General features: G+C 63.2%; 23 protein-coding genes. 13 read left to right on the forward strand and 10 right to left on the reverse strand.

Features of this window, described 5'->3' with window-relative positions:
* Positions 1–3: 3 nt before the first annotated feature.
* The gene (panC, locus tag YUO_RS0100725) at positions 4–855 is read right to left on the reverse strand and encodes a pantoate--beta-alanine ligase (RefSeq protein ID WP_028345572.1); all 852 of its coding nucleotides are present in this window, start codon (positions 853–855) and stop codon (positions 4–6) included.
* Between the two features lie 344 nt (positions 856–1,199).
* Between panC and YUO_RS0100735 the strand changes: the two genes are divergently transcribed.
* Complete coding sequence (locus YUO_RS0100735) at positions 1,200–2,135, forward strand: division plane positioning ATPase MipZ (protein WP_028345573.1); 936 nt, start codon at positions 1,200–1,202, stop codon at positions 2,133–2,135.
* A 23-nt stretch (positions 2,136–2,158) separates the two neighbouring features.
* On the opposite strand, the gene YUO_RS0100740 is transcribed toward YUO_RS0100735, so the two are convergent.
* The gene (locus tag YUO_RS0100740) at positions 2,159–3,241 is read right to left on the reverse strand and encodes an alcohol dehydrogenase catalytic domain-containing protein (protein ID WP_028345574.1); all 1,083 of its coding nucleotides are present in this window, start codon (positions 3,239–3,241) and stop codon (positions 2,159–2,161) included.
* Positions 3,242–3,347: 106 nt separating this feature from the next.
* Here YUO_RS0100740 and YUO_RS0100745 point away from each other — a divergent pair, with 106 nt between their 5' ends.
* From YUO_RS0100745 to YUO_RS0100760, 4 genes are all read left to right on the forward strand, one after another.
* On the forward strand, positions 3,348–4,133 hold the full coding sequence (locus tag YUO_RS0100745) for a helix-turn-helix transcriptional regulator (protein WP_028345575.1): 786 nt from the start codon (positions 3,348–3,350) through the stop codon (positions 4,131–4,133).
* Positions 4,134–4,485: 352 nt separating this feature from the next.
* Positions 4,486–5,385 carry an alpha/beta fold hydrolase gene (locus YUO_RS0100750; protein ID WP_028345576.1) on the forward strand — a complete coding sequence of 300 codons (900 nt, stop codon included), beginning with the start codon at positions 4,486–4,488 and terminating at the stop codon, positions 5,383–5,385.
* A gap of 103 nt (positions 5,386–5,488) precedes the next feature.
* Positions 5,489–6,253, forward strand: coding sequence for a vWA domain-containing protein (locus tag YUO_RS0100755; RefSeq protein ID WP_028345577.1), 765 nt, complete (start codon positions 5,489–5,491; stop codon positions 6,251–6,253).
* Positions 6,254–6,320: 67 nt separating this feature from the next.
* Positions 6,321–7,046: a DnaJ domain-containing protein gene (locus YUO_RS0100760; RefSeq protein ID WP_028345578.1), complete on the forward strand. Its 726-nt coding sequence runs from the start codon at positions 6,321–6,323 to the stop codon at positions 7,044–7,046.
* A 255-nt stretch (positions 7,047–7,301) separates the two neighbouring features.
* Here YUO_RS0100760 and YUO_RS0100765 read toward each other — a convergent pair whose 3' ends face one another.
* Positions 7,302–9,149: a serine hydrolase gene (locus YUO_RS0100765; RefSeq protein ID WP_028345579.1), complete on the reverse strand. Its 1,848-nt coding sequence runs from the start codon at positions 9,147–9,149 to the stop codon at positions 7,302–7,304.
* A gap of 398 nt (positions 9,150–9,547) precedes the next feature.
* Here YUO_RS0100765 and YUO_RS0100770 point away from each other — a divergent pair, with 398 nt between their 5' ends.
* Entirely contained in the window at positions 9,548–9,886 is a 339-nt protein-coding gene (locus YUO_RS0100770) for a phasin family protein (RefSeq protein WP_028345580.1), read from the forward strand.
* A 206-nt stretch (positions 9,887–10,092) separates the two neighbouring features.
* Here the strand turns inward: YUO_RS0100770 and YUO_RS0100775 are convergent, their stop codons facing one another.
* From YUO_RS0100775 to YUO_RS44415, 3 genes are all read right to left on the reverse strand, one after another.
* The gene (locus YUO_RS0100775) at positions 10,093–12,063 is read right to left on the reverse strand and encodes a carbohydrate porin (RefSeq protein ID WP_051379163.1); all 1,971 of its coding nucleotides are present in this window, start codon (positions 12,061–12,063) and stop codon (positions 10,093–10,095) included.
* A gap of 318 nt (positions 12,064–12,381) precedes the next feature.
* Entirely contained in the window at positions 12,382–12,651 is a 270-nt protein-coding gene (locus tag YUO_RS44410; protein WP_283806400.1) for a response regulator transcription factor, read from the reverse strand.
* Positions 12,648–13,064 carry a hypothetical protein gene (locus tag YUO_RS44415; protein WP_028345583.1) on the reverse strand — a complete coding sequence of 139 codons (417 nt, stop codon included), beginning with the start codon at positions 13,062–13,064 and terminating at the stop codon, positions 12,648–12,650. The genes YUO_RS44410 and YUO_RS44415 overlap by 4 nt, the downstream gene beginning before the upstream one ends.
* A 207-nt stretch (positions 13,065–13,271) precedes the next feature.
* On the opposite strand from YUO_RS44415, the gene YUO_RS0100795 reads away from it, so the two are divergent.
* The 3 genes from YUO_RS0100795 to clpA all read left to right on the forward strand — a co-directional run bounded on the left by YUO_RS0100795 (position 13,272) and on the right by clpA (position 18,073).
* Complete coding sequence (locus YUO_RS0100795; protein ID WP_028345584.1) at positions 13,272–14,111, forward strand: DUF1194 domain-containing protein; 840 nt, start codon at positions 13,272–13,274, stop codon at positions 14,109–14,111.
* A gap of 960 nt (positions 14,112–15,071) precedes the next feature.
* Entirely contained in the window at positions 15,072–15,404 is a 333-nt protein-coding gene (gene clpS, locus YUO_RS0100810) for an ATP-dependent Clp protease adapter ClpS (RefSeq protein WP_028345585.1), read from the forward strand.
* A gap of 266 nt (positions 15,405–15,670) precedes the next feature.
* Positions 15,671–18,073 (forward strand): ATP-dependent Clp protease ATP-binding subunit ClpA, encoded by a 2,403-nt coding sequence (gene clpA / locus YUO_RS0100815; protein WP_028345586.1) that lies wholly within the window; start codon positions 15,671–15,673, stop codon positions 18,071–18,073.
* 58 nt (positions 18,074–18,131) lie between these two features.
* On the opposite strand, the gene YUO_RS0100820 is transcribed toward clpA, so the two are convergent.
* Positions 18,132–18,317, reverse strand: coding sequence for a DUF1737 domain-containing protein (locus tag YUO_RS0100820; protein ID WP_028345587.1), 186 nt, complete (start codon positions 18,315–18,317; stop codon positions 18,132–18,134).
* A gap of 78 nt (positions 18,318–18,395) precedes the next feature.
* Positions 18,396–18,752 carry a PilZ domain-containing protein gene (locus YUO_RS0100825; protein ID WP_028345588.1) on the reverse strand — a complete coding sequence of 119 codons (357 nt, stop codon included), beginning with the start codon at positions 18,750–18,752 and terminating at the stop codon, positions 18,396–18,398.
* Between the two features lie 238 nt (positions 18,753–18,990).
* On the opposite strand from YUO_RS0100825, the gene YUO_RS39450 reads away from it, so the two are divergent.
* The 4 genes from YUO_RS39450 to tsaA all read left to right on the forward strand — a co-directional run bounded on the left by YUO_RS39450 (position 18,991) and on the right by tsaA (position 21,819).
* Complete coding sequence (locus tag YUO_RS39450; RefSeq protein ID WP_083754421.1) at positions 18,991–19,941, forward strand: lytic transglycosylase domain-containing protein; 951 nt, start codon at positions 18,991–18,993, stop codon at positions 19,939–19,941.
* Positions 19,942–20,161: 220 nt separating this feature from the next.
* Positions 20,162–20,905: an AzlC family ABC transporter permease gene (locus YUO_RS0100835; protein WP_028345589.1), complete on the forward strand. Its 744-nt coding sequence runs from the start codon at positions 20,162–20,164 to the stop codon at positions 20,903–20,905.
* A complete protein-coding gene (locus YUO_RS0100840) occupies positions 20,902–21,246 on the forward strand; it encodes an AzlD domain-containing protein (RefSeq protein WP_028345590.1) in 345 nt (114 codons plus the stop codon). The genes YUO_RS0100835 and YUO_RS0100840 overlap by 4 nt, the downstream gene beginning before the upstream one ends.
* An 81-nt stretch (positions 21,247–21,327) precedes the next feature.
* The gene (gene tsaA / locus YUO_RS0100845; protein ID WP_028345591.1) at positions 21,328–21,819 is read left to right on the forward strand and encodes a tRNA (N6-threonylcarbamoyladenosine(37)-N6)-methyltransferase TrmO; all 492 of its coding nucleotides are present in this window, start codon (positions 21,328–21,330) and stop codon (positions 21,817–21,819) included.
* Between the two features lie 127 nt (positions 21,820–21,946).
* On the opposite strand, the gene YUO_RS0100850 is transcribed toward tsaA, so the two are convergent.
* Both YUO_RS0100850 and YUO_RS0100855 read right to left on the reverse strand, forming a co-directional pair.
* Positions 21,947–22,369, reverse strand: coding sequence for an HIT domain-containing protein (locus YUO_RS0100850; protein WP_028345592.1), 423 nt, complete (start codon positions 22,367–22,369; stop codon positions 21,947–21,949).
* Between the two features lie 53 nt (positions 22,370–22,422).
* Positions 22,423–23,661, reverse strand: a complete 1,239-nt coding sequence (locus YUO_RS0100855) for a GNAT family N-acetyltransferase (RefSeq protein ID WP_028345593.1) — start codon at positions 23,659–23,661, stop codon at positions 22,423–22,425.
* Positions 23,662–23,721 lie beyond the last annotated feature (60 nt).

Here is a 23,721-nt window from a genome sequence, read left to right on the forward strand (position 1 = left end):
GTCCTAAACTCCGATGTTATCGATCAAGCGGGTTGTGCCGAGCTTCGCGGCGACGAGGATCCGCACCGGTCCGTCCTTGATCGATGCGATCGGCGCCAGCGTCCCGGCGTGACGAGCCTCGAAATAGTCCAGCGCAAAGCCAGCGGCGGTGATCAGTTCGCGGCCGGCCGCCATCGCGGCCTCGAAATCCTCGCCGGCCTTCAGCCGTTTGGCGCTTTCCTTCATGGCGCGATGGAGCGTCGGTGCCGTCTGCCGTTCCTCGGCCGAGAGGTAGACGTTGCGCGAGGACATCGCCAGCCCGTCGCGTTCCCGCACGGTGCGCGAGCCGATCACCTTGACGCCGAGGTCGAGATCGGCGGCCATCTGCGTCACCACCCGCAGTTGCTGAAAGTCCTTCTCGCCGAAGATCGCGACGTCCGGCCGGACCTGCGTGAACAGCTTGCCAACCACGGTGGCGACGCCGCCGAAGAAATGCGGCCGGAAACGATCCTCGAGCCCGGCAGTAGCCGGACCTTCCGGCACGATCCTTGTGGCGAAGCCGTCCGGGTACATCGCCTTGACGTCCGGATTCCAGACCAGGTCGACCTTCTCGGCGGTGAGCTTGGCGAGGTCGGCCTTCCAGGTGCGCGGGTATGAGCCGAAATCCTCCGTCGGCGCGAACTGCGTCGGGTTTACGAAGATCGAGACGACGACTTTTTGTGCGCGACGTTTGGCGAGGCGGACCAGCGACATGTGCCCGTCATGAAGCGCACCCATGGTCGGCACCAGCGCGACGGCGGCCTTGCGGGCGCGCAAGGCCTCGACGGCGCGGCGCAATGCGGGAACGGTACGGACGACCATGGGACTTCGCGACATCTGGCCTCGATCTCTTGCAGCTTGTGACGACGGGGTGAGGGGGCCGGTGGCCCCGATACTTTCGGCGGGCACGCCGACCTTATAAGGCCAGAGCTTTGCCGCCAAGGTTACTCGGGAATGGCAAGCCTGCGCCAGCTCAACAAGCCTGCGGCAGCTCAACGCGAAAGCTAGACGTGCGCGCCTCGCTGGTCGAAACGGCTGCGAGCCGATCGCTGCAACGGAACGAAATCCGCACCATCGGATTCATGATTAAGACACACCGCGAGCGAATTGAATGCGTCGTCACGCATTTCACTTGACCGCAGCCGCGCTGTGATTTGAAGATATCGAGCGGGGGTTGAATCATGTTGCTTCAGGCGAGTCAGGGTCAATTTGGTTCGGCGCATGTCGTCGTGCTCGGCAACGAGAAGGGCGGTTCTGGAAAATCCACCACCGCCCTGCATATCGCTGTTGCCCTGCTGAAGGCCGGGCAGCGCGTCGCTACCATCGACCTCGACTGCCGCCAACAGAGTTTTACCCGCTACATCGCCAACCGGAGCGCGTGGGCCCGCCGCACCAGTCTCGATCTCGAAATCCCCGTGCACTACTGCATCAAGCTCGGCGAGACGATGCAGATCGCTGACAATGAAAACTCCGAGTTCCAGCAGTTCGCGGCGGCGGTCGGCACGGTCGAGCGCGCTTTCGACTTCATCGTCATCGATACGCCCGGTTCGGACTCCTACCTGATGCGGCTGGCGCATTCGATGGCCGACACGCTGGTGACCCCGATCAACGACAGCTTCCTCGATTTCGACGTTCTCGGCACCGTCGATCCTGCAACCTACACGGTTACCGGCGAGAGCCATTATGCGGAGATGGTGCGCGACACCAGGCGCAAGCGCCGCCAGCTCGACGGCGCCACTACCGACTGGATCGTGGTGCGCAACCGCCTGTCGATGATCGGATCGCGCAACAAGCAGCTCGTCGCCGACAGCCTGAAGGACCTTTCGCTGCGGCTCGGCTTCCGTTCCATCGATGGATTCGCCGAGCGGGTGGTCTACCGCGAATTCTTCCCGCGCGGACTGACGGCGCTGGACAACATCGACGAGGCTACCCTCGGCACCCGGCCCAGCATGGGCCATGTCACGGCGCGCGAGGAAGTGACCAGCCTGTTGCGCCAGCTCAAGCTGCCGCTCGACGAGCGCGGCCGCCGTCGCGCCGCCAACCGCGCCGAATGGTTCACCCAGGTCGACAAGCCGCTCGAAGTCCACGACATCATTGGCGACATCATCAGCGCCTGATCTCCATCGGCAGCCGGCTCAGCCTATCGCGGCAGGACGACCGTCATTTTGAACGGACCACTGTGTGCGGCCGCATGCGCGACCGCCTCGTTGGCGCGGTCGAGACTGAACGCGGTGACCTCAAAATGATCGAGATCGACCAGGCCGGCGCGGATCAGGCCGGTCATCAGCACGGCCGCATGCGGTGGGTACATCCATTGCCCCCGCAGGGTGATGCAGTTTCGCATCATCCAGGGGTAGGGCAGGTCGAGGCCGGCGCCGCCGAGCATGCCGACGCCGCCCATCAGCACCACCCGGCCGTAAGGCCGCACCGCCATGATGGCGGTTCGCACCTGCGCGGCGTTGGCCGCCGGCGGGAGGATGTCGAGCACGCAGTCGATCGGGCCGGACGCCGCCTGCAGGATGCGGGCGCGATCATCGGCCTCGTGGCCGCGCATCGGCACCGTCCGGACGCGCCCACCGAACCGCCGCGTTAGCTCAGCCAGCGCCTGCTCGTTCCGCCCGGTCGCGACCACGCATTGCGCGCCGATCCCCAATGCGACGGCGACGGCCGCACTGCCGAAGCTGCCGGTGGCGCCGTTGACTAGCGCGATCTCTCCGGCTTGCAGTTGTGCGGCAAGGAAGCCGCCGAAGGGTACGAGCAAGGTGCCGAGCGCACACCAGCGGCCTGGATCCTTATCGTCGATGTCGCCGATCGGAACCACGTTTTCGGTCGGCACGCGCATCTGCTCGGCCCAGGCGCCGTTGTGGAAATAGCGTTGCAGGTGCAGCCCGCCTTCGCTGCCGGCGGTGAGGCCCTGCAGGGCGATGTCGGGCGATAGTGCGTTGTCGCGCGAGCGCACGGTCGGATCGCAATAGACCCAATCGCCAGGGCGAAGGCGGGTCGCGTCGGGGCCGGTGGCTCGGATACGGCCGATCGCGCCGGGGCCGGGCACCATGGGTAGTTCCATCAGGTACTTCCGCTGCCCGCCGAGCACTTCGTTGGCATAGGCCAGCACGCGGCTCGCCATGACGTCGACGATAACCTCGCCGGTGCCGAGCAGCGGGTCGGGAAGGGTCTCGATCGCAAGCGGCGATCCGAACGCGTTCAGAACGGCAGCCTTCATGGGGCCCCCTCGTTTCGATGAAGCCGAATTCTCGCAGGCTTCGTTGCCCCAACAAGACCTGGTATTATCCTAGGACTGGAGAACCCTCCTCAGGGGTGCGGCGCGCATGACAGAACCAGCCACGAATTCAAGGCAAAGCGAACTCGGCGACTTCCTGCGCTCACGGCGGCAGAAGCTGACGCCGAAGGCGGTCGGTCTGCCCGGCGGCCGGCGGCGGCGCACGCCCGGCCTGCGGCGGGAGGAAGTGGCCGACCTCGCCGGCATCGGCGTCGACTGGTACATCCGTCTCGAGCAGGGACGATCCGTCAGCCCTTCGGCAGCAACGATCGATGCGCTGGCCCGCGCGCTGCGGCTGACCAGGGCCGAACACCGGCATCTGAGAGAGCTGACGCAAAATGCCGACCGGCGCGCCTTTGTCCGCGAGACCGTTCCGCCCGCCGTCCGCCGCACCGTCGAGCAACTCAACCTGCCGGCCTACGTCACCGGCCGGCGCTGGGACATTCTCGCCTGGAATGCAGCCGCCGACGAAATCTTTGCGTTCAGCCGGCTTGCGGAAGCCGACCGCAACAGCCTGCTCTCGGTACTGACCAATCCCGCGACGAGGCGGCTGTTCGGTGCGTCATGGACGGATGAGGCGCAGCGCATGGTTGCCCAGTTCAGGGCGACGCATGACCTGTGGGCCGGCGATCCAGCCTTTCGCGACCTGCTGGCGCGACTGCGCGAAGGCTGTCCGGAATTTATTGGCTGGTGGGAGGCCCATGACGTCAGCGGCGTCGCGGCAGGACGGAAATCCTTGACCCATCCCAAAAAGGGCCGGCTCAAACTGGAGTATGCGAGTTTCCAGTCCAATGACGACCCGGCCTTGAAGCTCGTCATCTACACGACGGTTTAAGATCCCTCTGGGACCCCGTTGCCGGTATTAACGCACCGTGATGCACCGTGACGCAGCGGGTTCCCGGGAACTTGGGCGGTACTACGCCGTTACTTGGGCGCCACTACGCCGTTTTCATTAGACTTTTATCAGATGCTCGAACCGAAGCTTGAAAGGAGGCGTCGTAAGGTGAGGTCGAATTTGTGGAACTGAGCGGCTGCCCAATGGATGGGTGCGTCGCACAATGATCAGGCGGTCAATACACAACATTTGGCCTTTATGTCACGCCATCGTGACATATATCATCAACAAGGGACCGAAAGAGTCTCAAACAGGGTTGAGCCCCTAGCGGGGCGCGAGGACGAAGACAAATATGAAACGTGGAATTCTCGTTCTGCTTTCACTCTCCGTGCTGGTCGCTGTCGCGTATTTCACCGCGAACAAGTGGGCGATCCGGCACGAGACAATCGCGTTTCATGATCCCGTCCGCGAAAATCGTCTGGTGGCGGTCAGCATCGCCGTTCGCCGCGACAAGGAAATGCAGGCCAATGCCGGCTTGATCAAGCTGCCGGTTGCGGTCCTCAATCACGGCAACACCGTCAAGAACACCGAGTACTCGTTCCTGTCGACCGTGTTCGCCTGGCGCGGCTATCTTGCGGTCAGCCCGCAGCACGATCTACCGACCGATCCGCCGATGGTGACCAAGATCGGTGAACCTTATGTCGGCCGTCTGCCGCAGATTCAGCGCGGCGTCGCCAACATCCATTTCGCTCTCCACGAAATGAAGAAGATCCAGCCCAATGCCGACTATGACAAGGTGACCATGGTCGGGCATTCAATGGGCGGCGACATCTCGATGTATTTCGCCAAACAGTATCCCGACGAGATCAAGAAAGTCGTGACACTGGACAATTTGCGCGTGCCGTTCCTGACCGACGGCAAGTTCAAGATCCTGTCGTTCCGCTCCACGGACACGCATTTCAAAGCGGACCCCGGCGTCGTGCCTGACGACGAGCAATGCGAGCAGGCCGGCATCACCGTCGTGAACACCGGCTTCCAGCACAACGATATGCGGGACACCGGGCCCGACGCAGCCAAATCCTCGATCCAGTCGATGCTCGACAAGTTCATCGACGAGTCCGACAAGAGTGGCGCGTTGAAGCCCGTGCCGACCAAGGTGCCGGACGTTCTGACCAGCAGCCCGGGACCGGTGCCGCTGTCCGTTCCGCTGGCCAGCAATCCCGTGCCGAAAAACAAGTCGGTTACGAACTAGGCGACTGACCGCCATCGTGCATTTGCGGCTGCGTCACGGGCTGCCGCATTGACCCGCTGTAGGCAACGTCCCACATAAAGCTCGCTGTTATCCGCGAGCGCTCATGGCCGGCGAACCCACCAAACCCAAATCGGCAGGCGATGTTGCTTCGGCAAGAGCCGAGGCGCGCAAAGGCGGCCCGTTGCCGGAGACCAAGCCGTCGGCGGCGGAGGACATCGCAGCCTTCGTGGCGAAAGCGCGCGCGATGTCGCCGCACCGCCCGGACGCCAGGGGAAGGCTGGTCTTTGCGCTCGACGCCACCATGAGCCGGCAGCCGACCTGGGACATGGCCTGCGCGCTGCAGGCCGACATGTTTCGCGAGGCGGCCTCGCTCGGCAGCCTCGATATCAGGCTGGTCTATTACCGCGGCTTCAACGAATGCCGCGCCACGGGCTGGATCTCCGATTCCGCGCGACTGGCACGGCTGATGAGCCAGATCGATTGCCGGGGTGGTAATACCCAGATCGGCAAGGTGCTGTCGGAAGCGCGCCGCGAGGCGGTGGCGTCCGGCGTGCGCGCCATGGTGTTTGTCGGCGATGCCATGGAGGAGTCCGTCGACGACCTCTGCGCCAAGGCCGGTGAACTCGGCCTGCTCAAGGTGCCCGTGTTCATGTTCCAGGAAGGCCACGACCCGACCGCCGAGCAGGCGTTCCGGGAGATTGCGCGGCTCACCGGCGGCGCATGGTGCAGGTTCGACCCCGGCGCTGCGGCGCAGTTGCGCGAGTTGCTGCGCGCCGCCGCAGCCTACGCCGCCGGCGGGCGCGAAGCGCTGCTGCGGCTGTCGAAGACCGCAAGCGGCGCGGCCGCACTGATCGGCCAGATGAAGTGATTACGACTTTGGTTGTGACCAAACCCAGCGCCATGCTTTTCGGCGCCAGTGCCGCTATATTAGAGCCATGGCAACCCTGATTGCCGGCGTCGTCGCCGTTGTCGTTCTGTACTTGCTGCTGCAGATGTTTCGTGCAGCCAACCCGGTCGTGCTCGCGCGCGCGATCAAGATCGTGGGCGGCGTGGTGGCGCTGGCGGTCGCGGCTTTCACCGGGCTGCGCGGCGAGCTTGCGGTGGCAATTCCGCTCGGCATCTTCGGCGCCGGCCTGCTCGGCTGGTCGCCATTCGGGCCGGGCGGTTTCAGCAATATCGGCGGGATCTTCGGTGGCGCGCAGCGTTCGTCGGGGCAGGCCTCGCGCGTCCGCTCACAGTTTCTCGACATGAGTCTCGATCACGACAGCGGCGAGCTGTCGGGGCGGATCGTGGCCGGGCCGAATGCCGGGCGTTCGCTCGGCGAGTTCGACCTGCCGCAATTGATCGCGATGATACCGGCCTTCGACGCCGAGAGCGTCGCCCTACTTGAAAGCTATCTTGACCGCCGGTTTCCCGCTTGGCGTCAGAACGCGCAAGGCGATGCGGCAGGGGGGCAGCGTCGCACGGCGGCGAGCGGAAAAATGACGGAAGAGGAAGCCTATCAGATCCTTGGCCTGCAGCCGGGGGCGGGGCGTGACGACATCAGCCGGGCTCACCGCGCCCTGATGAAGAAACTGCATCCCGACCAGGGGGGCTCGACGTACCTCGCTGCCCGCGTAAACGAGGCCAAGGATACTCTTCTTCGCACGCATTCTAGCTAACTCCGGCTCACGCCACCGACGCTACAAACCGCGAGTTGCTTCCATGCCGTTCTCTGACTGACGCCCCATATCGCCCGCCGTTGTCCGGCGTGGTCGATCGTTCATTGCAGGGAAACCTAACCGGAAATTCTTGACGAGAAGTTTTCGCGGACCGCCTTGGGTGTGATCTCGCGAGAGCCGCCGCGACTGTGTTTGGAAAACAACAAAGCCGGCGCTTGCAGCGCCGGCTTTGCCAAATTCAAAGAAACGTCCGGATCAGTTGCGAACGGTCATGCAGGAAATGTCGGCGCGCTTCAGCGTCTTGCAAACTGCTTCGGCCTGATCGCGATCGAGACCGGCGAAGCGGGCCCGGTAGAGCGTGCGGTTGTCCTTGGCGACCACCGGCTCGGTGAAGGGATCGGCCTTGCTGAGCAGGGCGCTGGCCTTGGTGCGGGCGAGATCGATCCGCTGCTTGGCCTCGCTTTCGCTTTCGAGCGCACCAACCTGAATGATCCAGCCGGTGCGGACCACCGCCAGCGCGGCCGGCTTGGCGGCGCTGTTCTGCTGCATGGCCGGCGGCTGGGCGTGGGGTGCCGGATCGGCATAGGCCAGCGCCTGCGAGTGCGCGGCTTGCGAGGGGGGCTGTGTCAGGCTGGAAGCGGGCAACACGCCGAGCACGCCTTGTCCGGTACCGTGATTAGCCGGCTGCGGCGGCATCGCGACCCTGGCGGCTTCGGCCTTGGTCTCCGCGACCTTTGCGACGACGGCGCTGGAGGTCTCGGCGATTTCAGGGCGAGCCGGAACGGTGTTGGTGATCGGCGGCGCCGCGGGCTGCGAGGGGCCGGCCGAAGCGAGCTTCATCGGCCCGGCCTTGACCTGAACCGTCTTCACCCTGACCGGCTTCATCGGCTCAGCCGAGCCGGGGATCGCTGATATCGGCTGGGTCTGGATAACGCCGTTGGTCAATGGTGCCGGTTCGGGCCTGACTTGCTGCTCGAACTTGTTCTGTTCGACCTTGGCGGGCGCCGGGGGCAGGGCAGCGGCGGCGGCCGCCATCAGCGACGGCTTGGCCGGCGCGATCGAGCGGGTTGCCGGCATGGCGGCGAGTCCCGGTTCGGCGGCGGCGAGGGCGCCACCGGACTGAGCCGCTTCGGCCGGACGCGCGACCGTCTCGGCTGCGGCGACATCGACGCTGCCGTCGGCGGGATTGCGCTCGGTGATCGCAACGACGGTACGCTTGGTCGCGCCCTTCTCGAGGTTTTCGGCCAGCAGGCTGCGCATGGTGGCGTCGCGCGAACCGCCGCTGCGGCCGCCCAGCACCACGCCGATCAGGTGGCGGTTGCCGCGGCGCATCGAGCTTACGAGGTTGAAGCCGGACGCGCGGGTGTAGCCGGTCTTGATGCCATCGACGCCTTCGACATTGCCGAGCAGGCGATTGTGATTGCGGATCGACTGCCCCCGATAATTGAACACCGTGGTCGCGAAGTAGCGGTAGTAGCGCGGGAAGCGGTCCTGGATCGCGCGGCCGAGGATCGCCTGATCGCGCGCGGTGGTCAGTTGCTCGTCGTTGGGCAGGCCGGAGGCGTTGCGATAGGTGGTTTTGCTCATGCCGAGCGCGCGCGCCTTGCGCGTCATCAGCCTGGCGAATTCGGCTTCATCGCCGGCAATCGCTTCGGCGACCACGACGGCGGCGTCATTGGCGGAACGCGTCACAAGGCCTTTGATGGCGTCCTCGACCTTCAGGGTCTGGCCCGGGCGCAGGCCGAGCTTGGTCGGCGCCTGCTCGGAGGCGTGCTCGGAGACTTCCATCTCGGTGTCGAGCTTCATCTTGCCTGATTCCAGGCGCTCGAACAGCAGATAGAGCGTCATGATCTTGGTCAGCGACGCCGGACGCCGGATGCCGTCGGGATTGTTGGAGGCGAGCACCGCGCCTGAATTGCCGTCGACGATGATGGAGGAGAATTGCGGGCTATAGCTTTCGCGCGCGACGTGATGGTGGCGACGGTGCTTGGAGCGGCGCGCCTCGGCGCTCTCGCTCGAGATCAGTAGTGCTGTCGTGAAGGTAACCAGTCCGAGGGCGCACATTCGCAATGCGCGCGAGGAAGCCAAGGTTGTACGAAGCATTTACTTCCCCGTCCCAATTTCTGTCTTGATCACCGGCTCGTGAGGCAAAATTGTGCCCACCAGCCGCTGATGGTTCCCCGTTCGAAGCGCCGGTCCGGCCATGATGTGAGGCTGGAGTGGCCGATCAGGTCGCTTTTCTAGCTAAGATGCTGTTCACAAACAGCTTTCGGGCTGTCTGTCGGAAGGCGAACAAGTCCAGGAATCAGGTTAGGCGGAGCGAGTTTCCAAAAGATTAATTAACCGTTGCGTAAGACCCCGGGGTTTTCGTTAATTGACCGAATTTGTGCGTCGCACAAGATTCCTTGACTTTATTGTGCGGTGCACATATAGGGGCGTTGTGGTCAGGGAGCCGGGACCTCCCGGCAATAGGAACGCTCAGTCTGGGAAAGGACTCCATGATGGTCAAAATTGAAGACATTCAGAACTACGGCAAAGAGCATCTCGAATCGGTTGCCGCTTCCGCAACCAACGTGCAGAGCGGCGTTCAGGCGATCGCCACCGCTTATGGCGACTACGCGAAGAAGTCGTTCGAAGACACCAAGTCGTTTGTCGAAAAGCTCTCCGGCGTGAAGTCGCTGGACAAGGCGCTCGAAGCCCAGACCGAATTTGCGCGTTCTTCCTACGAAACTTTCGTCGCGGAATCGCAGAAGATTGCCGGCCTCTACACCGACCTCGCCAAGCAGGCCTACAAGCCCTACGAAGGCCTGGTCGCGAAGTTCACCCCGGCCGCGCACTAACGGCTCGCGTTTATCGTTCATTCGAGCGAGCGCTTCCAAGACAAAACCCGGCCGCGACGGCCGGGTTTTTTCTTGCAGTATTTGCGTCGCCGATTTCACGGCGTCACCATCATTGCAAGCGTAGGCACGCCGCGCGGTCGGCGCTCGCTACCGACGGACAGGGACGGTTCATTCCTCTGGGGGGCCAAACTTCAGCCCGCCTGTGGCTAGAACTCGGCGTGCAGGCGGCTCGAGAAGATCGAGACCGGTCCGCGATCGGCGTTGTAGGCGGGGTTTGTAATGAACTGGTAGTCGAAGGTCAGCGCCGTCCAGGTGTTCAGCTTCCAGGAATAATAAGCCTCGAAGATCCGTTCGGGGCTGTAATTGAGTCGTCCGTCGCCGATCAGGAGACCGATGCCACCGGCGGCAAGGAAATCGCGGTGCGCGGCGGAAAGTCCGTTGACGGCGCCGCCGATACCGATCGTATCGCTCGGACGACCCCAGTAGCTGCCCTTGATCGACAGGCCGCCCGACAGGCTGCGGTCGATGTCCGTGAAGGACAGGATCTGGTTTTGTCCATCGTTCCAGCTCGCACGCGCGAACAGCCCGACATCGTTGACGAGCTGCTGCTCGAGATTGACGTAGAAGCCGTATTTACCTCGGCCACGCTGGTTCGCGCCGACGATATCGTTGATATCGAGCGCGGGATTTGCTGCAGCGAGCGCCAGGACCTCGCGATAGTTGGCCGTGTTGCCGTTGTTTGCGAATGCGCCGACGCGCAACTTGCCGGGTTGATCGAAGATGGTGTGGCGCTCTTCGAACTCGACCACCGTGCCGCCGGTCTTGAAGGTGAGAACATCGCTGTTAGGCGCCGACGGCACCTGGAACAGGCCGGCGCGCACCGCCCAGTCTTTCCGGTTGAACTCGACCACCGCGCCGCGCGTATAGCCGGGCAGGTCGGCGGGGAAATCGTAGGCCGCCGACGCCCACATCGCCCAGTTCATGAAGTCCAGGCGTGGGTCCTTTGCATAGGCGTTGCCGTCAAAGAAGTCGCCGACGGCGAAGCGGCCCACGACCACAGTGATGCGGTCGACATCGCGCTTGCCCGCAAGCTGGTTCGGCCCGTCGGCAACTTCTTCCTGCTCACCGCCGAGGCCGAAAGTCTGCTTGAAGTAATAGCGCTGCGGACGCAGCTTTGGAAACGGCGCGCCGGCCTTCTGCGCTTCGCCATTCGAGAAGCCGGCAAGGCCCAGCGTGCCGTTGAGACCGGAGCCCTGAGCAAGCTCAGGGTTGAAATAGAATTCGCCGCCCTCCCAGAGCCGGACGCCCAGGAAAGCCGTCGTGGTCCAGGTCGCCTGCAATTGCCCGCTGCCCGGCAGGCTGAGGGGACTGGCATAGGGCGAGCGGATGGGACCATAGCCTTGAGGCAGGAATGTCGTCTGTGCATGGACGTTCCAGTCGCTGGATTCCGGCAGCCGCGGCTTGCTGCTGACGGGCGCCATCCACGGCGTGTCGCCGAAATGGTAGTTCAGGCCGAACTTCAGCAGATGAATGCGCGGATCGACGTTGACATTGGGCAGCCCGAACTCGCTCAGGTCGTAAGCTTGGCGGGAAAGGCCGACATATTCGTACTCCGCCTTGGCGCTCCAGTTGCCGCTCAGCGCGAATTCGACGCCAAGTCCCGCGGTCCAGCCGGCATGATAGCGGCCGACCGGAAACAAGGCGTTGCCATCGATATCGTTGACGTTGATATGGGTATGGCCCCAGGCGAAGCCGCCGGTGACGTAGGGCATGATGCGGTCGAACGCGTATCCGACGCGGCCGCGGATCGTTCCGACATAGTCGATCGTGGTGTGAAAGGGCGTCGCCGTCAGGGCAGGGACATCCAACGGACTGGTGAAGGTCGCATCCGCTTCGATGCCGAGGACGACACGGTTTGCGAACTGTCTGTTGTAGCCGAGTTGATAACCGCCGATCAGGCCGGTGGCGCTATGCGGGAAGAACACGCCTTGTTCGGGCAGCGGATTGGTGCCGGGCCCGAAGCTCGCATCGCCATAGCCGACGTGACCGCCGACGTAGAATCCGGTCCAGTTATACAGCGTCCTTAGTGCCGGCGCTTTCAGTGGCAGGTCAGCCGCCTTGACAGGAGACCAGCTCAAGACAGCGACGGCGCTTCCGATCGCAAGAATTCGTTTCATCCCCAACCCCCACGGATGGTGTGTTCTAGAGCGCGTCCCGCCAGCGATCAATCGACGCTTTTCAAGCGGGCTGCACGATGGATATCTGCGCTCTCGAGCCGGGCCGAGACTTCGGGTCTTGACAATCGTCGGAGCGCTCGATCGTCGGTACGATGAACGTCCTCGCGTAAAGGTGTACCGCGAACAACGGCAACGCGAAGGTGAGCCCGAACCCGAATGCAGCAAGCAGCGTTCGAATGTAGTTCATGCTGGTCGTCTCGATCGCTCATGGGACATAGATGTTCAGTGACGGCCTCGGCGCTACTCGGCCCATCGGCATCAGGGATCATGGTACTGTCCGATTGTCTCCTCGCCATGACCCTTCAATGCCGCCGCCAGGCATCGGAGCATCGTCTTTCCATCGAACGGCTTGGTCAGGAAATCGACGGCTCCCGCGTCAAACGCCCGGGCGCGCTCGGCGTCTTCGGGGAAGGCGGTAATGAAGATGATGGGTGTCGTCAGTCCTCTGGCGCGCAATGTGGACTGCAGTTCGAGCCCGGTCATGTTCGGCATGCGAACGTCGACGATCAGGCATGAGGTATGGTTCAGGTGTTGGCGTGCGCCAGCTCCGTTTGCGCCTCATGAAGTGCAATCGCGGCCGATTGGTTCTTGAGCGCAAGGTAGGTCGACGCCAGGACGGCCGAGAGGCTGATAACGAGATTGATAAAGCCTGACGCCGGGGATGTTTCTTCGCGCGACAGGAAATAGCTCAGGATCGTCAGGGCGACGCAGGCCAGCGCGACGACGAGCACGCCTCGTCGCTCGAAGACGCGAATAGCGATCAGTATGACCGCGACGTAGAGCACGGCGATCGCGACTTCCAATCGCGTCAGCGTATCGGCGACGAAGATTGCAGAAGCTATGAGAACTGCGGCAACGAGATGAACCGGCGCTTCGGTCGCCTTTCGAGCCGGCCGTGGGCGCGCGATCGATTTCGGCTCGGTGCGGACAGTCAGATCCATTCGGTCATTGCATTGCGCATGGGCTCGGCAAGGCTGCCGGGTTCCTGTCGATGGCGTACGTCTTGTGCGCAGCCGTCCGGAACCTGTGTGGAGGCTAAACCCTACGATATCCTGCAATTTCCGCCTAGGATATGAGGTGTGCAGGCCGCCGCATCGCGGCCACTTTCTGCGTGGCATCATCCTCATGAAACGACTGGGAGGACCACCATGCGCTGGTATCTTTCGATCGGGGCGGTGCTTGTCGCGGGGCTGATGATGGGGGGCCACGTTGCTGGCATTGCCGCGCCGGCCCAGAAATCCCAGTTGGCCGACAACGAAGATAAGGTGCTGGTTGACGTCGAACTCGTCATTGCCGTCGACGTCTCCTATTCAATGGATTTGGACGAACTCGCCGTCCAGCGCGAGGGCTATGCACAGGCCATTGTCTCCAAGGAATTCCTGCAGGCCCTGAAAAACGGCCCCAACAGCAAGGTGGCCGTGACCTATTTCGAGTGGTCGGCATCGGGTGACCAGAAGATCATCATTCCTTGGCGGCTGGTCGACGGCCCGGAAACGGCGGACGCCGTCGCCAACGAGATCATGAAGACGCCGGTTCGGCGTGGCTCCCGCACCTCGATCTCCGGCGCGATCAATTTCGCGATGCCGCTGTTTGAGGAGAATCCCTACCGCGGATTGCGTCGCGTCATTGATATTTCCGGCGACGGCCCGAACAACAGCGGCGAACCCGTCACCGGCCCGCGCGAGGCGGCGCTTGCAAAGGGAATCATCATCAACGGCCTGCCGATCATGGTGAAGGAGCCGTCCTTTTCGTCGACGGATATCGATAATCTCGATGTTTATTACGAGGATTGCGTCATCGGTGGTCCCGGCTCTTTTGCGGTGTCGATCAAGGACCGCGACAAATTCAAGGAAGCGATCCGGACCAAGCTTGTCCTCGAAATCGCCGGCCGGACGCCGGAGCGGCCGACTGTCCCGGTAGCGCAGCAAGAACCGCGGGTACCTTGTACGATCGGCGAGAAGCTATGGCAGGAACGCTGGGGGCGGTGAGCCGCAGGGATCGCAATCAAGAAACCGTCACTTCGCTGCCGCGCCGCCGCGCCCGATCATGGCAGATATTGTCGAAAACTCGGCTTTGTGCCTGCTGATGCGCTGGTTGAGCCGGCCGACTATTTCGGATTTCACTAGTCTAGCCGTGCGCACCGAATGCCTTACATGACGTCTTGATGCTTCCATCATCACGCTGAGCTGCAGCGCTAGACGGAGGTTGACATGAATCTGCCTGCAATGGTGCTCGGAGCGGTCCTATTCATGTTGCCGCTCGTGGCTATGCACGTTTACGCGCGGGCTTACGTTGAGCCAACCATCGAGCGTTCTGAGGATTGCAAGGACCCCAACTCGAGGCCCGGCTCGCGTGCGGAAAGGTCCATTATGGTCTGACGTGGATGAAGGAACCCAGGAAGCACGTCCGTGTCCGAGCCGTTGACCGGGATCGTCGAGCCGTTGCCGGGGCCGGCCGTGCAGGTCGCCTTGATCAACCCGCAATGAGGGGTCCGCAGGTATTTCCGTCCCGGCGGCTCCGCTAAAAGCAGGTCAAGCCCGAGCCCGCCGGTCGGGCTTCCAAAAGCGCCCGCTACCCTCAATGGCCGCTAAACCGGCAGTCCGGATCCTTTGTCAAATCGGGCAGAAACGATTAACCTTGCTCCGGATAGCCGAGCCGGGAATCGGGCCGGCCGCGGGACGTGGCAGGGCGACATCAATGCGCTTGCGGCGATCCGGCGGCGGACCCATATTCCAGGTGCCGATCCGGCCAACGGGTCGGACCGGGAGCGGCGATCTGGAATAAGCGTTACTGGGTACCAGGCGGTGGCTCACCTCAGAGCCGATCGCGTGTGGGCCAGGATGCGCTCTCCGGTCATCCCTTTTGGAATTTCGAACGCCTGAGCCATGTTGCAGCCAACCTTCAAAGCTTGTCCGTCCGTGCCGGCAAAGTCATCTTCTGCTCCCCGAATGAGCAATGACGAGAACCGCAACGCCGGAACCGGCGGCCCATCAACATCGGTCATCACCAAGGTCAAGCCGAAGACCAAGCGTCCGAACCTCTATCGCGTCCTTATTTTGAACGACGACTACACGCCGATGGAGTTCGTCGTTCACGTACTGGAGAAGTTCTTCCAGAAGGACGCCGAAGCGGCCACCAAGATCATGCTCCACGTCCATCACCACGGGATCGGTGAGTGCGGCGTGTTCACCTACGAGATTGCCGAGACCAAGGTCACGCAGGTGATGGATTTTGCGCGCAAGCACCAGCACCCACTGCAATGTGTGATGGAAAAAAAATAGCCGCGCGTGGCTCGCGATCCGGCCAGAAATAAGGAACGGGATTGCATGGATCGGTGTTGATGGACGCCGACCGTTTTTCCGGCAGTTTTTTCGGGGGAGAGGTTGTGTGCCGCCGCCGTGGTGCCGCGAATTTAGAGGAAAACCACGCTTGCGGAACCGGTCTTTCGCCACGATCGTCTGTAACTATATGACAGGGGACGACGAAGGTTGTTGTTGCCTCACCGGGTAATGGCGATCATGATGACCTGGGGCCATAGAGGACGCGAATGCCAACTTTTTCCCAAAGCCTTGAACAATCCCTGCATCGTGCATTGGCGATTGCAAACGAGCGCCATCATCAATATGCGACGCTCGAACATCTTCTGCTGTCGCTGATCGATGACTCGGATGCGGCTGCGGTGATGCGCGCCTGCAGCGTCGATCTCGACAAGCTGCGCACCAGCCTCGTCAATTATCTTGAGACCGAATTCGAAAATTTGGTGACTGACGGAGCCGATGACGCCAAGCCGACGGCCGGTTTCCAGCGCGTGATCCAGCGCGCGGTGATACACGTCCAGTCCTCAGGGCGCGAGGAAGTCACCGGCGCCAACGTGCTGATCGCGATTTTCGCGGAGCGCGAAAGCCACGCCGCTTATTTCCTGCAGGAGCAGGACATGACGCGGTACGATGCAGTCAACTACATCAGCCATGGCATCGCCAAGCGGCCGGGCGTCTCCGAAGCGCGCCCCGTGCGCGGCGTCGACGAGGAGACCGAGACCAAGGGCAACGAGGACGCCAAGAAGAAGGGCGAAGCGCTCGAGACCTATTGCGTCAACCTGAACAAGAAAGCGCGGGACGGCAAGATCGATCCGGTGATCGGGCGCAATGCCGAGATCAACCGTGCCATCCAGGTGCTATGCCGCCGCCAGAAGAACAACCCGCTGTTCGTCGGCGATGCCGGCGTTGGCAAGACCGCGATCGCGGAAGGGCTCGCCAAGCGCATCGTCGACAGCGAGGTGCCGGAAGTGCTGGCTGCGGCCACCGTATTCTCGCTCGACATGGGCACGCTGCTCGCGGGCACGCGGTATCGCGGCGATTTCGAGGAGCGGTTGAAGCAGGTGTTGAAGGAGCTGGAGGCGCATCCGAACGCCATCCTGTTCATCGATGAGATCCACACCGTGATCGGAGCAGGGGCCACCTCCGGCGGCGCAATGGACGCGTCCAACCTGCTCAAGCCGGCGCTCGCCGCGGGCAACATCCGCTGCATGGGCTCAACCACCTACAAGGAATACCGCCAGCATTTCGAGAAGGACCGCGCGCTGGTGCGCCGTTTCCAGAAGATCGACATCAACGAGCCGACGGTGGAAGACGCGATCGCGATACTGAAAGGCCTCAAGCCTTATTTCGAGGATTACCATCGGCTGAAATACACCAATGAAGCGATCGAGGCGGCCGTGCAGCTCTCCTCGCGCTATATCCACGACCGCAAGCTGCCCGACAAGGCGATCGACGTGATCGACGAGTCCGGCGCGGCGCAGATGCTGGTCGCGGAGAACCGGCGCAAGAAGACGATCGGCATCAAGGAAATCGAGACCACGATCGCGACCATGGCGCGGATTCCGCCCAAGAGCGTGTCAAAGAACGATGCCGAGGTGCTGAAGCACCTTGAGCAGACCTTGAAGCGCGTGGTGTTCGGCCAGGACAAGGCGATCGAGTCGCTCTCGGCCTCGATCAAGCTGGCGCGCGCCGGCCTGCGCGAACCGGAAAAGCCGATCGGCTCCTACCTGTTCTCCGGCCCGACCGGCGTCGGCAAGACCGAAGTTGCAAAACAGCTTGCGGCCTCGCTCGGTGTCGAGCTGCTTCGCTTCGACATGTCCGAATATATGGAGCGGCACACGGTGTCGCGTCTGATCGGCGCACCTCCCGGCTATGTCGGCTTCGACCAGGGCGGCCTGTTGACCGATGGCGTGGACCAGCATCCGCACTGCGTGGTGCTGCTCGACGAAATCGAGAAGGCGCATCCGGATCTCTACAACGTGCTGCTGCAGATCATGGATCACGGCCGGTTGACCGATCACAACGGCAAGCAGGTCAACTTCCGCAACGTGATCCTGATCATGACCACGAATGCGGGCGCTGCCGACCTCGCGCGCCAAGCCTTCGGCTTCACGCGCAACAAGCGGGAAGGCGACGACCATGAGGCGATCAACCGCCAGTTCGCGCCGGAATTCCGCAACCGGCTGGACGCGATCGTTTCGTTCGCTCACCTCAACGCCGATGTCATCGGTATGGTGGTGGAGAAGTTCGTGCTGCAGCTCGAGGCGCAGCTCGCCGATCGCGACGTCACGATCGAGCTGTCGGAACCGGCCAAGGCCTGGCTGATCGAGCATGGCTACGATGAGCAGATGGGTGCGCGGCCGATGGCGCGCGTGATCCAGGAGTACATCAAGAAGCCGCTCGCGGACGAGGTGCTGTTCGGTCAGCTCAAAGGCGGCGGCCATGTCCGCGTCGTGCTGGTCAAGGACGCCGAGGGCAAGGACAAGATCGGCTTCGAGTTCGTCGAGGGGCCGGTCACGCCGAAGCCCGAGAAGCTGCCGGGGGCGCGCAAGCGCAAGCCCAAGCCGGGCGGTCCGAACGGAGGCGGCGGCTCCAAGGGGCCGGCGTCGAAGGGGCCGCTGGTCAAGGTATAACCGGGCTCAATCCGAAACGAAGAGCCGGCGCGTCGCAAGACCGCCGGCTTTTTGATGCCTAACTGCCCGGCCAAACCAACGCTTGGGCGGCCACGACATATTCACCGTTGAACGTCACGGAAGGCGAGCCATACAGCACATATCCGAGTTCAATTGCCTCGGAAACGCGCCGGCAGAAGGCAGCGTCATCCTTGCCGGTCAGCAGGCGATAGACGGGCAGGTCGTCTGGCGGTTTTGGAGACATGCTAACTCCAGCAATCCCGTGGTTTGGCCGCTGCACCGTAAGGCGTCTATGGTGTTGCGTACAAGGCCCCGTCGGCGCTCAGCGCTCGCTGAGCAACTCGTCGATCCGCCGTTCGAGTTGCCGCTTCTTGATCTCGCTTCTGCGCAGCCGCTCCTCGAGGTCGGAGACCGGCTCGGCCGGGCTTTGCCCATGGAATGCGACACCGACGAAATTGTCGCGCCACCAGATTACCCTGGCGAGGAACGAGCGGCCCTTGCGCGCGATGCGCAGCGAGAGCTGCTCTTTCGGCAACTGGATGCCATTGCTGAATTCGATGGTCGCGCCGTGATCGGAGATATTGCGGACGATGCATTCGCGCGTCGCGCCGTGTTCGCCGATCTCGGCGACGCCGCCATACATCACCTTGTCGCGCACGCTCTCGCGCCGGTCCTGCATTGAAAGTTCTCCCAAAAAAGTGAGGAGACTTTTACCCCGCTTTGTTGCCCGTAAAAGTCCGGCCGCCGCAAAATGCGGCGTTAACGTAAATTAACGCCGGTTCCGATGGCGGGGATTTAGGAGCAATTGCAACGCAAAAAGGGCGCGCGCAGCGGAGAGGCGGCGGATCCACCTGCAAGCCATGATCGTTTGACTAACGTTTTCCACCGCAATGCGCATTCCCGGATTGCGAACTGCCATGCAAAGAGATCGGTTTCTTCGCGCCCTATGGTGCACGCTATGGCTTTTGTCCTCGGTTGCGACCGCCTTCGGCGAGGACGCGGGTGAGGCTACCCGGTCAAGCGCGACAGCTAGCCAAAAGCCGGCCACCGCGCGCGAGAGCGAGGCACGCGAGGCGATGTGCCTGATGATCGAGTCGGCGGCGAGGGCGTCGGATCTGCCGCTGGAGTTCTTCGCACGCGTGATCTGGCAGGAGAGCCGCTTTCAGTCCGATGCGGTCGGGCCGGTGACGCGCAGCGGCGCGCGGGCGCAGGGCATTGCGCAGTTCATGCCGGGCACGGCGAACGAACGTGGCCTGCTCGATCCCTTCAATCCCGTGCACGCGCTGCCGAAATCGGCCGAGTTTCTCGACGAGCTGCGCAACCAGTTCGGCAATCTCGGGCTCGCCGCCGCGGCGTACAATGCCGGCCCGCGGCGGGTGCAGGAATGGCTGGCCGGCACTGGCGGGATGCCGCAGGAAACCCGCAGCTACGTGATCGCCATCACCGGCTCCACGGTTGAGGAGTGGGCCGCGGCGGGACGAGGCGGCAAGCAGCCCGAACGAATCCCGACATCGAGCTGCCGCGAATTGATGGCGCTTTTGAAACAGGCGCCCAATCCCTTTATCGCCGGGCTGGAGCAGCGCGTGAAGCTCGCTGCCGCGAAGGTGTGGGGCGTGCAGCTCGCCGCCGGCTTTTCACGCGACAAGGCGCTTGCGATGTATGGGCGCGCGGTATCGCGCCTTTCGAGCGCGATCGGCAATCGCGACCCCAGCATTCTCGCCTCGCGCCTGCGCAGCCGCGGCCCGGCGACGTTCTACCAGGTACGCTTCGGCGCCGACACACGCGGCGAGGCAGACGACCTCTGCAACCGCATCCGCAAGGCGGGCGGGGCGTGCTTTGTGCTGAGAAACAGGGGCGTGCCAGGGTGATGAGACCAGATTACGAGGCTTGATCCCGTCATTGCGAGGAGCGCTAGCGACGAAGCAATCCATCTATCAGGTATGCCGCGCTATGGATTGCTTCGCTTCGCTCGCAATGACGGGGAAACGGCTTACCGACGCATAACAGCTCTGTAGCTAGATTCCTTGACGCAAGGGGCTTTCGCCAGCCCTATGCCCCGCGACGACTCAAACCTCCATCCGGTCATCCGTGGCGCTGCCTCCACTCGACTCCCCCCAATGGAAAAGCCCCTTTCGCGCCTTCGCATGGGGCGTGAGTTCGGTCGCATCCACCGTGCTGACGCTGGTGCTGTTTGCGACCTATCTCGGCATCGGCGCGCTGGCCCATGATAGCCAGTTCAGCCTCGGCTGGGTGCTCGGCAGCACGCTGCTGGTCTGGGCGGGGCCGGCGCAGATCATCCTGATTTCGACGCTCGGCTCGGGCGCGACCGCGGTGCAGGCAGCGATTGCGGTGACGGTGAGCGCGATCCGGCTGTTTCCGATGGTGGTGTCGGTGTTGCCGCTGATGAAGACGCCCAAGACCAGGCGCCGTCATCTCGTGCTGGCGACGCATTTCATCGCCGTCACGCTTTGGGTCGAATGCTATCGGCTGCTGCCAAAGGTGCCGCGCGAGCGGCGGATTGCGTTCACGCATGGCCTCGGCTGCGGACTTGTCACGGTATGCATGATCGCGACTACGTTTGGCTATGCACTTGCCGCCAAGCTGCCGCCGCTGTTCGCGGCGGCGATCCTGCTGCTGACGCCGCTGGCGTTCCTGCTGTCGACGGCGCGCAACTGCAGGCAGATATCGGATGTGCTGGCGCTGGTGCTGGGGCTTTCGTTGTTTCCGCTGGTGTCGATGCTGCATACCGGCGTCGACATCCTGATCAGCGGCGTCACCGCCGGCAGCATGGCCTACGGCGTGCACTGGTGGCGGGAGAGGGCGCGCGCATGAGCGAATTTTTCGGCAGCCCGCACGCGCTGTTGGTCCTGGTGCTTGCAGGTTTCTTGCCCAACGAGATCTGGCGGATGGCCGGGCTGTGGTTCGGCGCCGGCGTCGACGAGGGCTCGGAAGTCCTGGTGTGGGTGAGGGCGGTGGCGACCGCGATTCTCGCCGGCGTCATCGCGCAAATCCTGGTGCAGCCGCCGGGCGCGCTGGCGGGCGTGCCGGACTGGCTGCGCTACGGCGCGGTAGCGGCCGGCTTTGCGATGTTCATGCTGACGCGGCGCTCGATCTTTGCCGGCGTGGTCTCTGGCGAGATCATCCTTCTGGCCGGCAAATGGTGGCTCGGTTGATTGCATGGGCCATAATCCGGTACTGTCCCGCCCGACAAGAAAAGTTGCACGCGATCGGTGCCCATCTCACTGGATTAGGCGATGGTTCAGGACACCAAACTCCGCGAGGGCGAAGTTACCGTCGACATGCCGCCGGCCCGCGATGCCGGGCTGGTCTTTATCGGCCGCATCCGCACGCCCTGGAAGTCGCGGCTTGAGACGCCGCGGCAGGGCCGCCACGACGGCCCGGTCTGCCGGCTGGAGATTTTCGAGCCGTGGGTGCCCGCCATCAAGGGCGTCGATTTCTATGAAAATCTCGAAGTGATCTATTGGCTGCATCACTCGCGCCGCGATCTCGTGCTGCAGAGCCCGAAGAACAACCGGAAAACCCGCGGCACCTTCTCGCTGCGCTCGCCGGTGCGGCCCAATCCGATCGGCACCTCGATCGTGAAGTTCGTCGGCATCGAAGGCAATGCGATCCTGGTGCGCGGCCTCGACTGCCTCGACGAAACGCCGCTGCTCGACGTCAAGCCGGACCGCTGCGAGTTCTCGCCGCTGGCGGAGGCGAAGAGCGGGGATGTGGAGGGGGAGTAGGCGCGGCGTCATTCCGGGATGGTGCGCCAGCACCAGACCCGGAATCTCGAGATTCTCAGGTGCGCAATTGCGCACCATAGTTCGATGCTTCGCATCGCCCCGGAATGACCATTAAGAGGTGGTCGATTTACCCCAGCGCCGCCATCAGCTTGGTCGCGTTGTCCTCCAGCACCTTCACATCTTCCTTGCGGCTTGCGGGCGGCAGTAGCGCCACGCCATCGTGGCGCGGCATCACGTGCATGTGCAGGTGGAACACGACTTGCCCGCCCGCGGGCTCGTTGAATTGCTGCAGGGTGATGCCGTCGGCCTTGAACGCCTTCATGGCGGCGGCGGCGATCTTGTGGGCGGCGCGCGCGACATGGGCGTAATCGTCGGGCGCGATGTCGAGGATGTTGCGGGCGGGGACTTTTGGGATCACCAGCGTGTGGCCCGGCGAACGCGGCATGATGTCGAGGAAGGCCAGCACATGGTCGTCCTCATAAACCTTGTGGCAGGGAAACTCGCCGCGCAAGATTTTTGCGAAGGGGTTGTTGGCGTCGTAGGCGGGCATGGGCTTCTTCCCTCAAGGTTTGATCTCAAATCTCACGTCGCCAGCTCAACCGGTCAAGTCTCGTCGGCGGCCTTACGGAACGGGCCGGCCTCGGTCAGTTCCCGTCCGACTTCGGCCACATAGGCGCGCTCGCGCTTCAGGTAGTCTGCGATCGCGCGGCGCAAATCGGGATCGGCGATGAAGTGCGCGGAATAGGTGGTTTGCGGCAGGTAACCGCGGGCCAGCTTGTGCTCGCCCTGCGCGCCGGCCTCCACGACCTTCAGGCCGCGCTCGATCGCAAAATCGATCGCCTGGTAGTAGCAGACCTCGAAATGCAAGAACGGGTGATGCTCGACGGCGCCCCAATTGCGGCCGAACAGCGTGTCCGATCCGATGAAATTGATGGCACCCGCAATCCAGCGGCCGTTTCGTTTGGCCATCACCAGGAGCACGTCGCGACTCATGCTCTCGCCGATCAGCGAGAAGAATTTCCGCGTGAGATAGGGGCGGCCCCATTTGCGCGAGCCGGTCTCCATATAGAACGCGAAGAACGCATCCCACGCGTCCTCGGTGATATCGGCTCCAGTCAAGCGGTGGATCGTGATGCCGGCGGCCACCGCCTCGCGCCGCTCGCGCTTGATCGCCTTGCGGTGGCGCGAATTCAGCGAGGTGAGAAAATCCTCGAAAGTCCCATAGCCCTCGTTGTGCCAGTGAAACTGCTGGTCGTTCCGTTGCAGGAAGCCATGCTGACCCAACAACTTCGCTTCCGCCTCGCGGGCGAAGGTCACATGCACGGAGGAGGCGTTGGTCGCGTTGCACAGCGCCATTAGCCCGCGCGCCAGCGCCGAGCCGATCTGCTTGCGGTCGACGCCGTCGCGGATCAGAAGTCGGGGGCCGGTGGCAGGCGTGAACGGCACCGAGACCTGTAGTTTCGGATAATAACGTCCGCCGGCGCGCTCATAAGCATCCGCCCAGCCGCGGTCGAAGACATATTCGCCTTGCGAATGGGCTTTCAGATAGCAGGGCACGACGCCAACGATCTCGCCGTCGAGCCGTGCCAGCAGATGCCTGGGACCCCAGCCGGTGCGGGCGCAGGCCGAGCCGGAAGCCTCGGCGGCAGCAAAAAATGCGTGGGAAACGAAGGGGTTATAGGCCGGCTTTGCAGCGGCGCAGGAGCCGTTCCGTGGAGCCAGCGTGTCCAGGCTTTCGAGGCCGTTCGGGTCGCCCGCCGGATTTGCGCAGGCGTCCCAATCCGCAGCTTTGATGTCGCTGACGGAGGGGACGGCTTCGAGGGTGATTTCGGATGATGCCATCTAGAAATTCAAACCGGTCCCATCATGCGATCAGCCAGCGCGCATGGCGACCAACGCCCT

It is taken from the genome of Bradyrhizobium murdochi, assembly GCF_000472965.1.
GTDB classification, from domain to species: Bacteria; Pseudomonadota; Alphaproteobacteria; order Rhizobiales; family Xanthobacteraceae; genus Bradyrhizobium; species Bradyrhizobium murdochi.

Bases quoted from the DNA above. Each gene is read 5' to 3' on its own strand.
- YUO_RS44415 (WP_028345583.1), bottom strand. From the start codon at position 13,064: ATGGATCTGACTGTCCGCACCGAGCCGAAATCGATCGCGCGCCCACGG.
- panC (WP_028345572.1), bottom strand. From the start codon at position 855: ATGTCGCGAAGTCCCATGGTCGTCCGTACCGTTCCCGCATTGCGCCGC.
- YUO_RS0100765 (WP_028345579.1), bottom strand. From the start codon at position 9,149: ATGCTTCGTACAACCTTGGCTTCCTCGCGCGCATTGCGAATGTGCGCC.
- YUO_RS0100855 (WP_028345593.1), bottom strand. From the start codon at position 23,661: ATGGCATCATCCGAAATCACCCTCGAAGCCGTCCCCTCCGTCAGCGAC.
- YUO_RS39450 (WP_083754421.1), top strand. From the start codon at position 18,991: ATGCAAAGAGATCGGTTTCTTCGCGCCCTATGGTGCACGCTATGGCTT.
- YUO_RS0100760 (WP_028345578.1), top strand. From the start codon at position 6,321: ATGGCAACCCTGATTGCCGGCGTCGTCGCCGTTGTCGTTCTGTACTTG.
- clpS (WP_028345585.1), top strand. From the start codon at position 15,072: ATGAGCAATGACGAGAACCGCAACGCCGGAACCGGCGGCCCATCAACA.
- YUO_RS0100775 (WP_051379163.1), bottom strand. From the start codon at position 12,063: ATGAAACGAATTCTTGCGATCGGAAGCGCCGTCGCTGTCTTGAGCTGG.
- YUO_RS0100755 (WP_028345577.1), top strand. From the start codon at position 5,489: ATGGCCGGCGAACCCACCAAACCCAAATCGGCAGGCGATGTTGCTTCG.
- YUO_RS0100750 (WP_028345576.1), top strand. From the start codon at position 4,486: ATGAAACGTGGAATTCTCGTTCTGCTTTCACTCTCCGTGCTGGTCGCT.
- YUO_RS0100740 (WP_028345574.1), bottom strand. From the start codon at position 3,241: ATGAAGGCTGCCGTTCTGAACGCGTTCGGATCGCCGCTTGCGATCGAG.
- YUO_RS0100745 (WP_028345575.1), top strand. From the start codon at position 3,348: ATGACAGAACCAGCCACGAATTCAAGGCAAAGCGAACTCGGCGACTTC.
- YUO_RS0100850 (WP_028345592.1), bottom strand. From the start codon at position 22,369: ATGCCCGCCTACGACGCCAACAACCCCTTCGCAAAAATCTTGCGCGGC.
- YUO_RS0100820 (WP_028345587.1), bottom strand. From the start codon at position 18,317: ATGTCTCCAAAACCGCCAGACGACCTGCCCGTCTATCGCCTGCTGACC.
- YUO_RS0100795 (WP_028345584.1), top strand. From the start codon at position 13,272: ATGCGCTGGTATCTTTCGATCGGGGCGGTGCTTGTCGCGGGGCTGATG.
- clpA (WP_028345586.1), top strand. From the start codon at position 15,671: ATGCCAACTTTTTCCCAAAGCCTTGAACAATCCCTGCATCGTGCATTG.
- YUO_RS0100770 (WP_028345580.1), top strand. From the start codon at position 9,548: ATGGTCAAAATTGAAGACATTCAGAACTACGGCAAAGAGCATCTCGAA.
- YUO_RS0100840 (WP_028345590.1), top strand. From the start codon at position 20,902: ATGAGCGAATTTTTCGGCAGCCCGCACGCGCTGTTGGTCCTGGTGCTT.
- YUO_RS0100735 (WP_028345573.1), top strand. From the start codon at position 1,200: ATGTTGCTTCAGGCGAGTCAGGGTCAATTTGGTTCGGCGCATGTCGTC.
- YUO_RS0100825 (WP_028345588.1), bottom strand. From the start codon at position 18,752: ATGCAGGACCGGCGCGAGAGCGTGCGCGACAAGGTGATGTATGGCGGC.
- tsaA (WP_028345591.1), top strand. From the start codon at position 21,328: ATGGTTCAGGACACCAAACTCCGCGAGGGCGAAGTTACCGTCGACATG.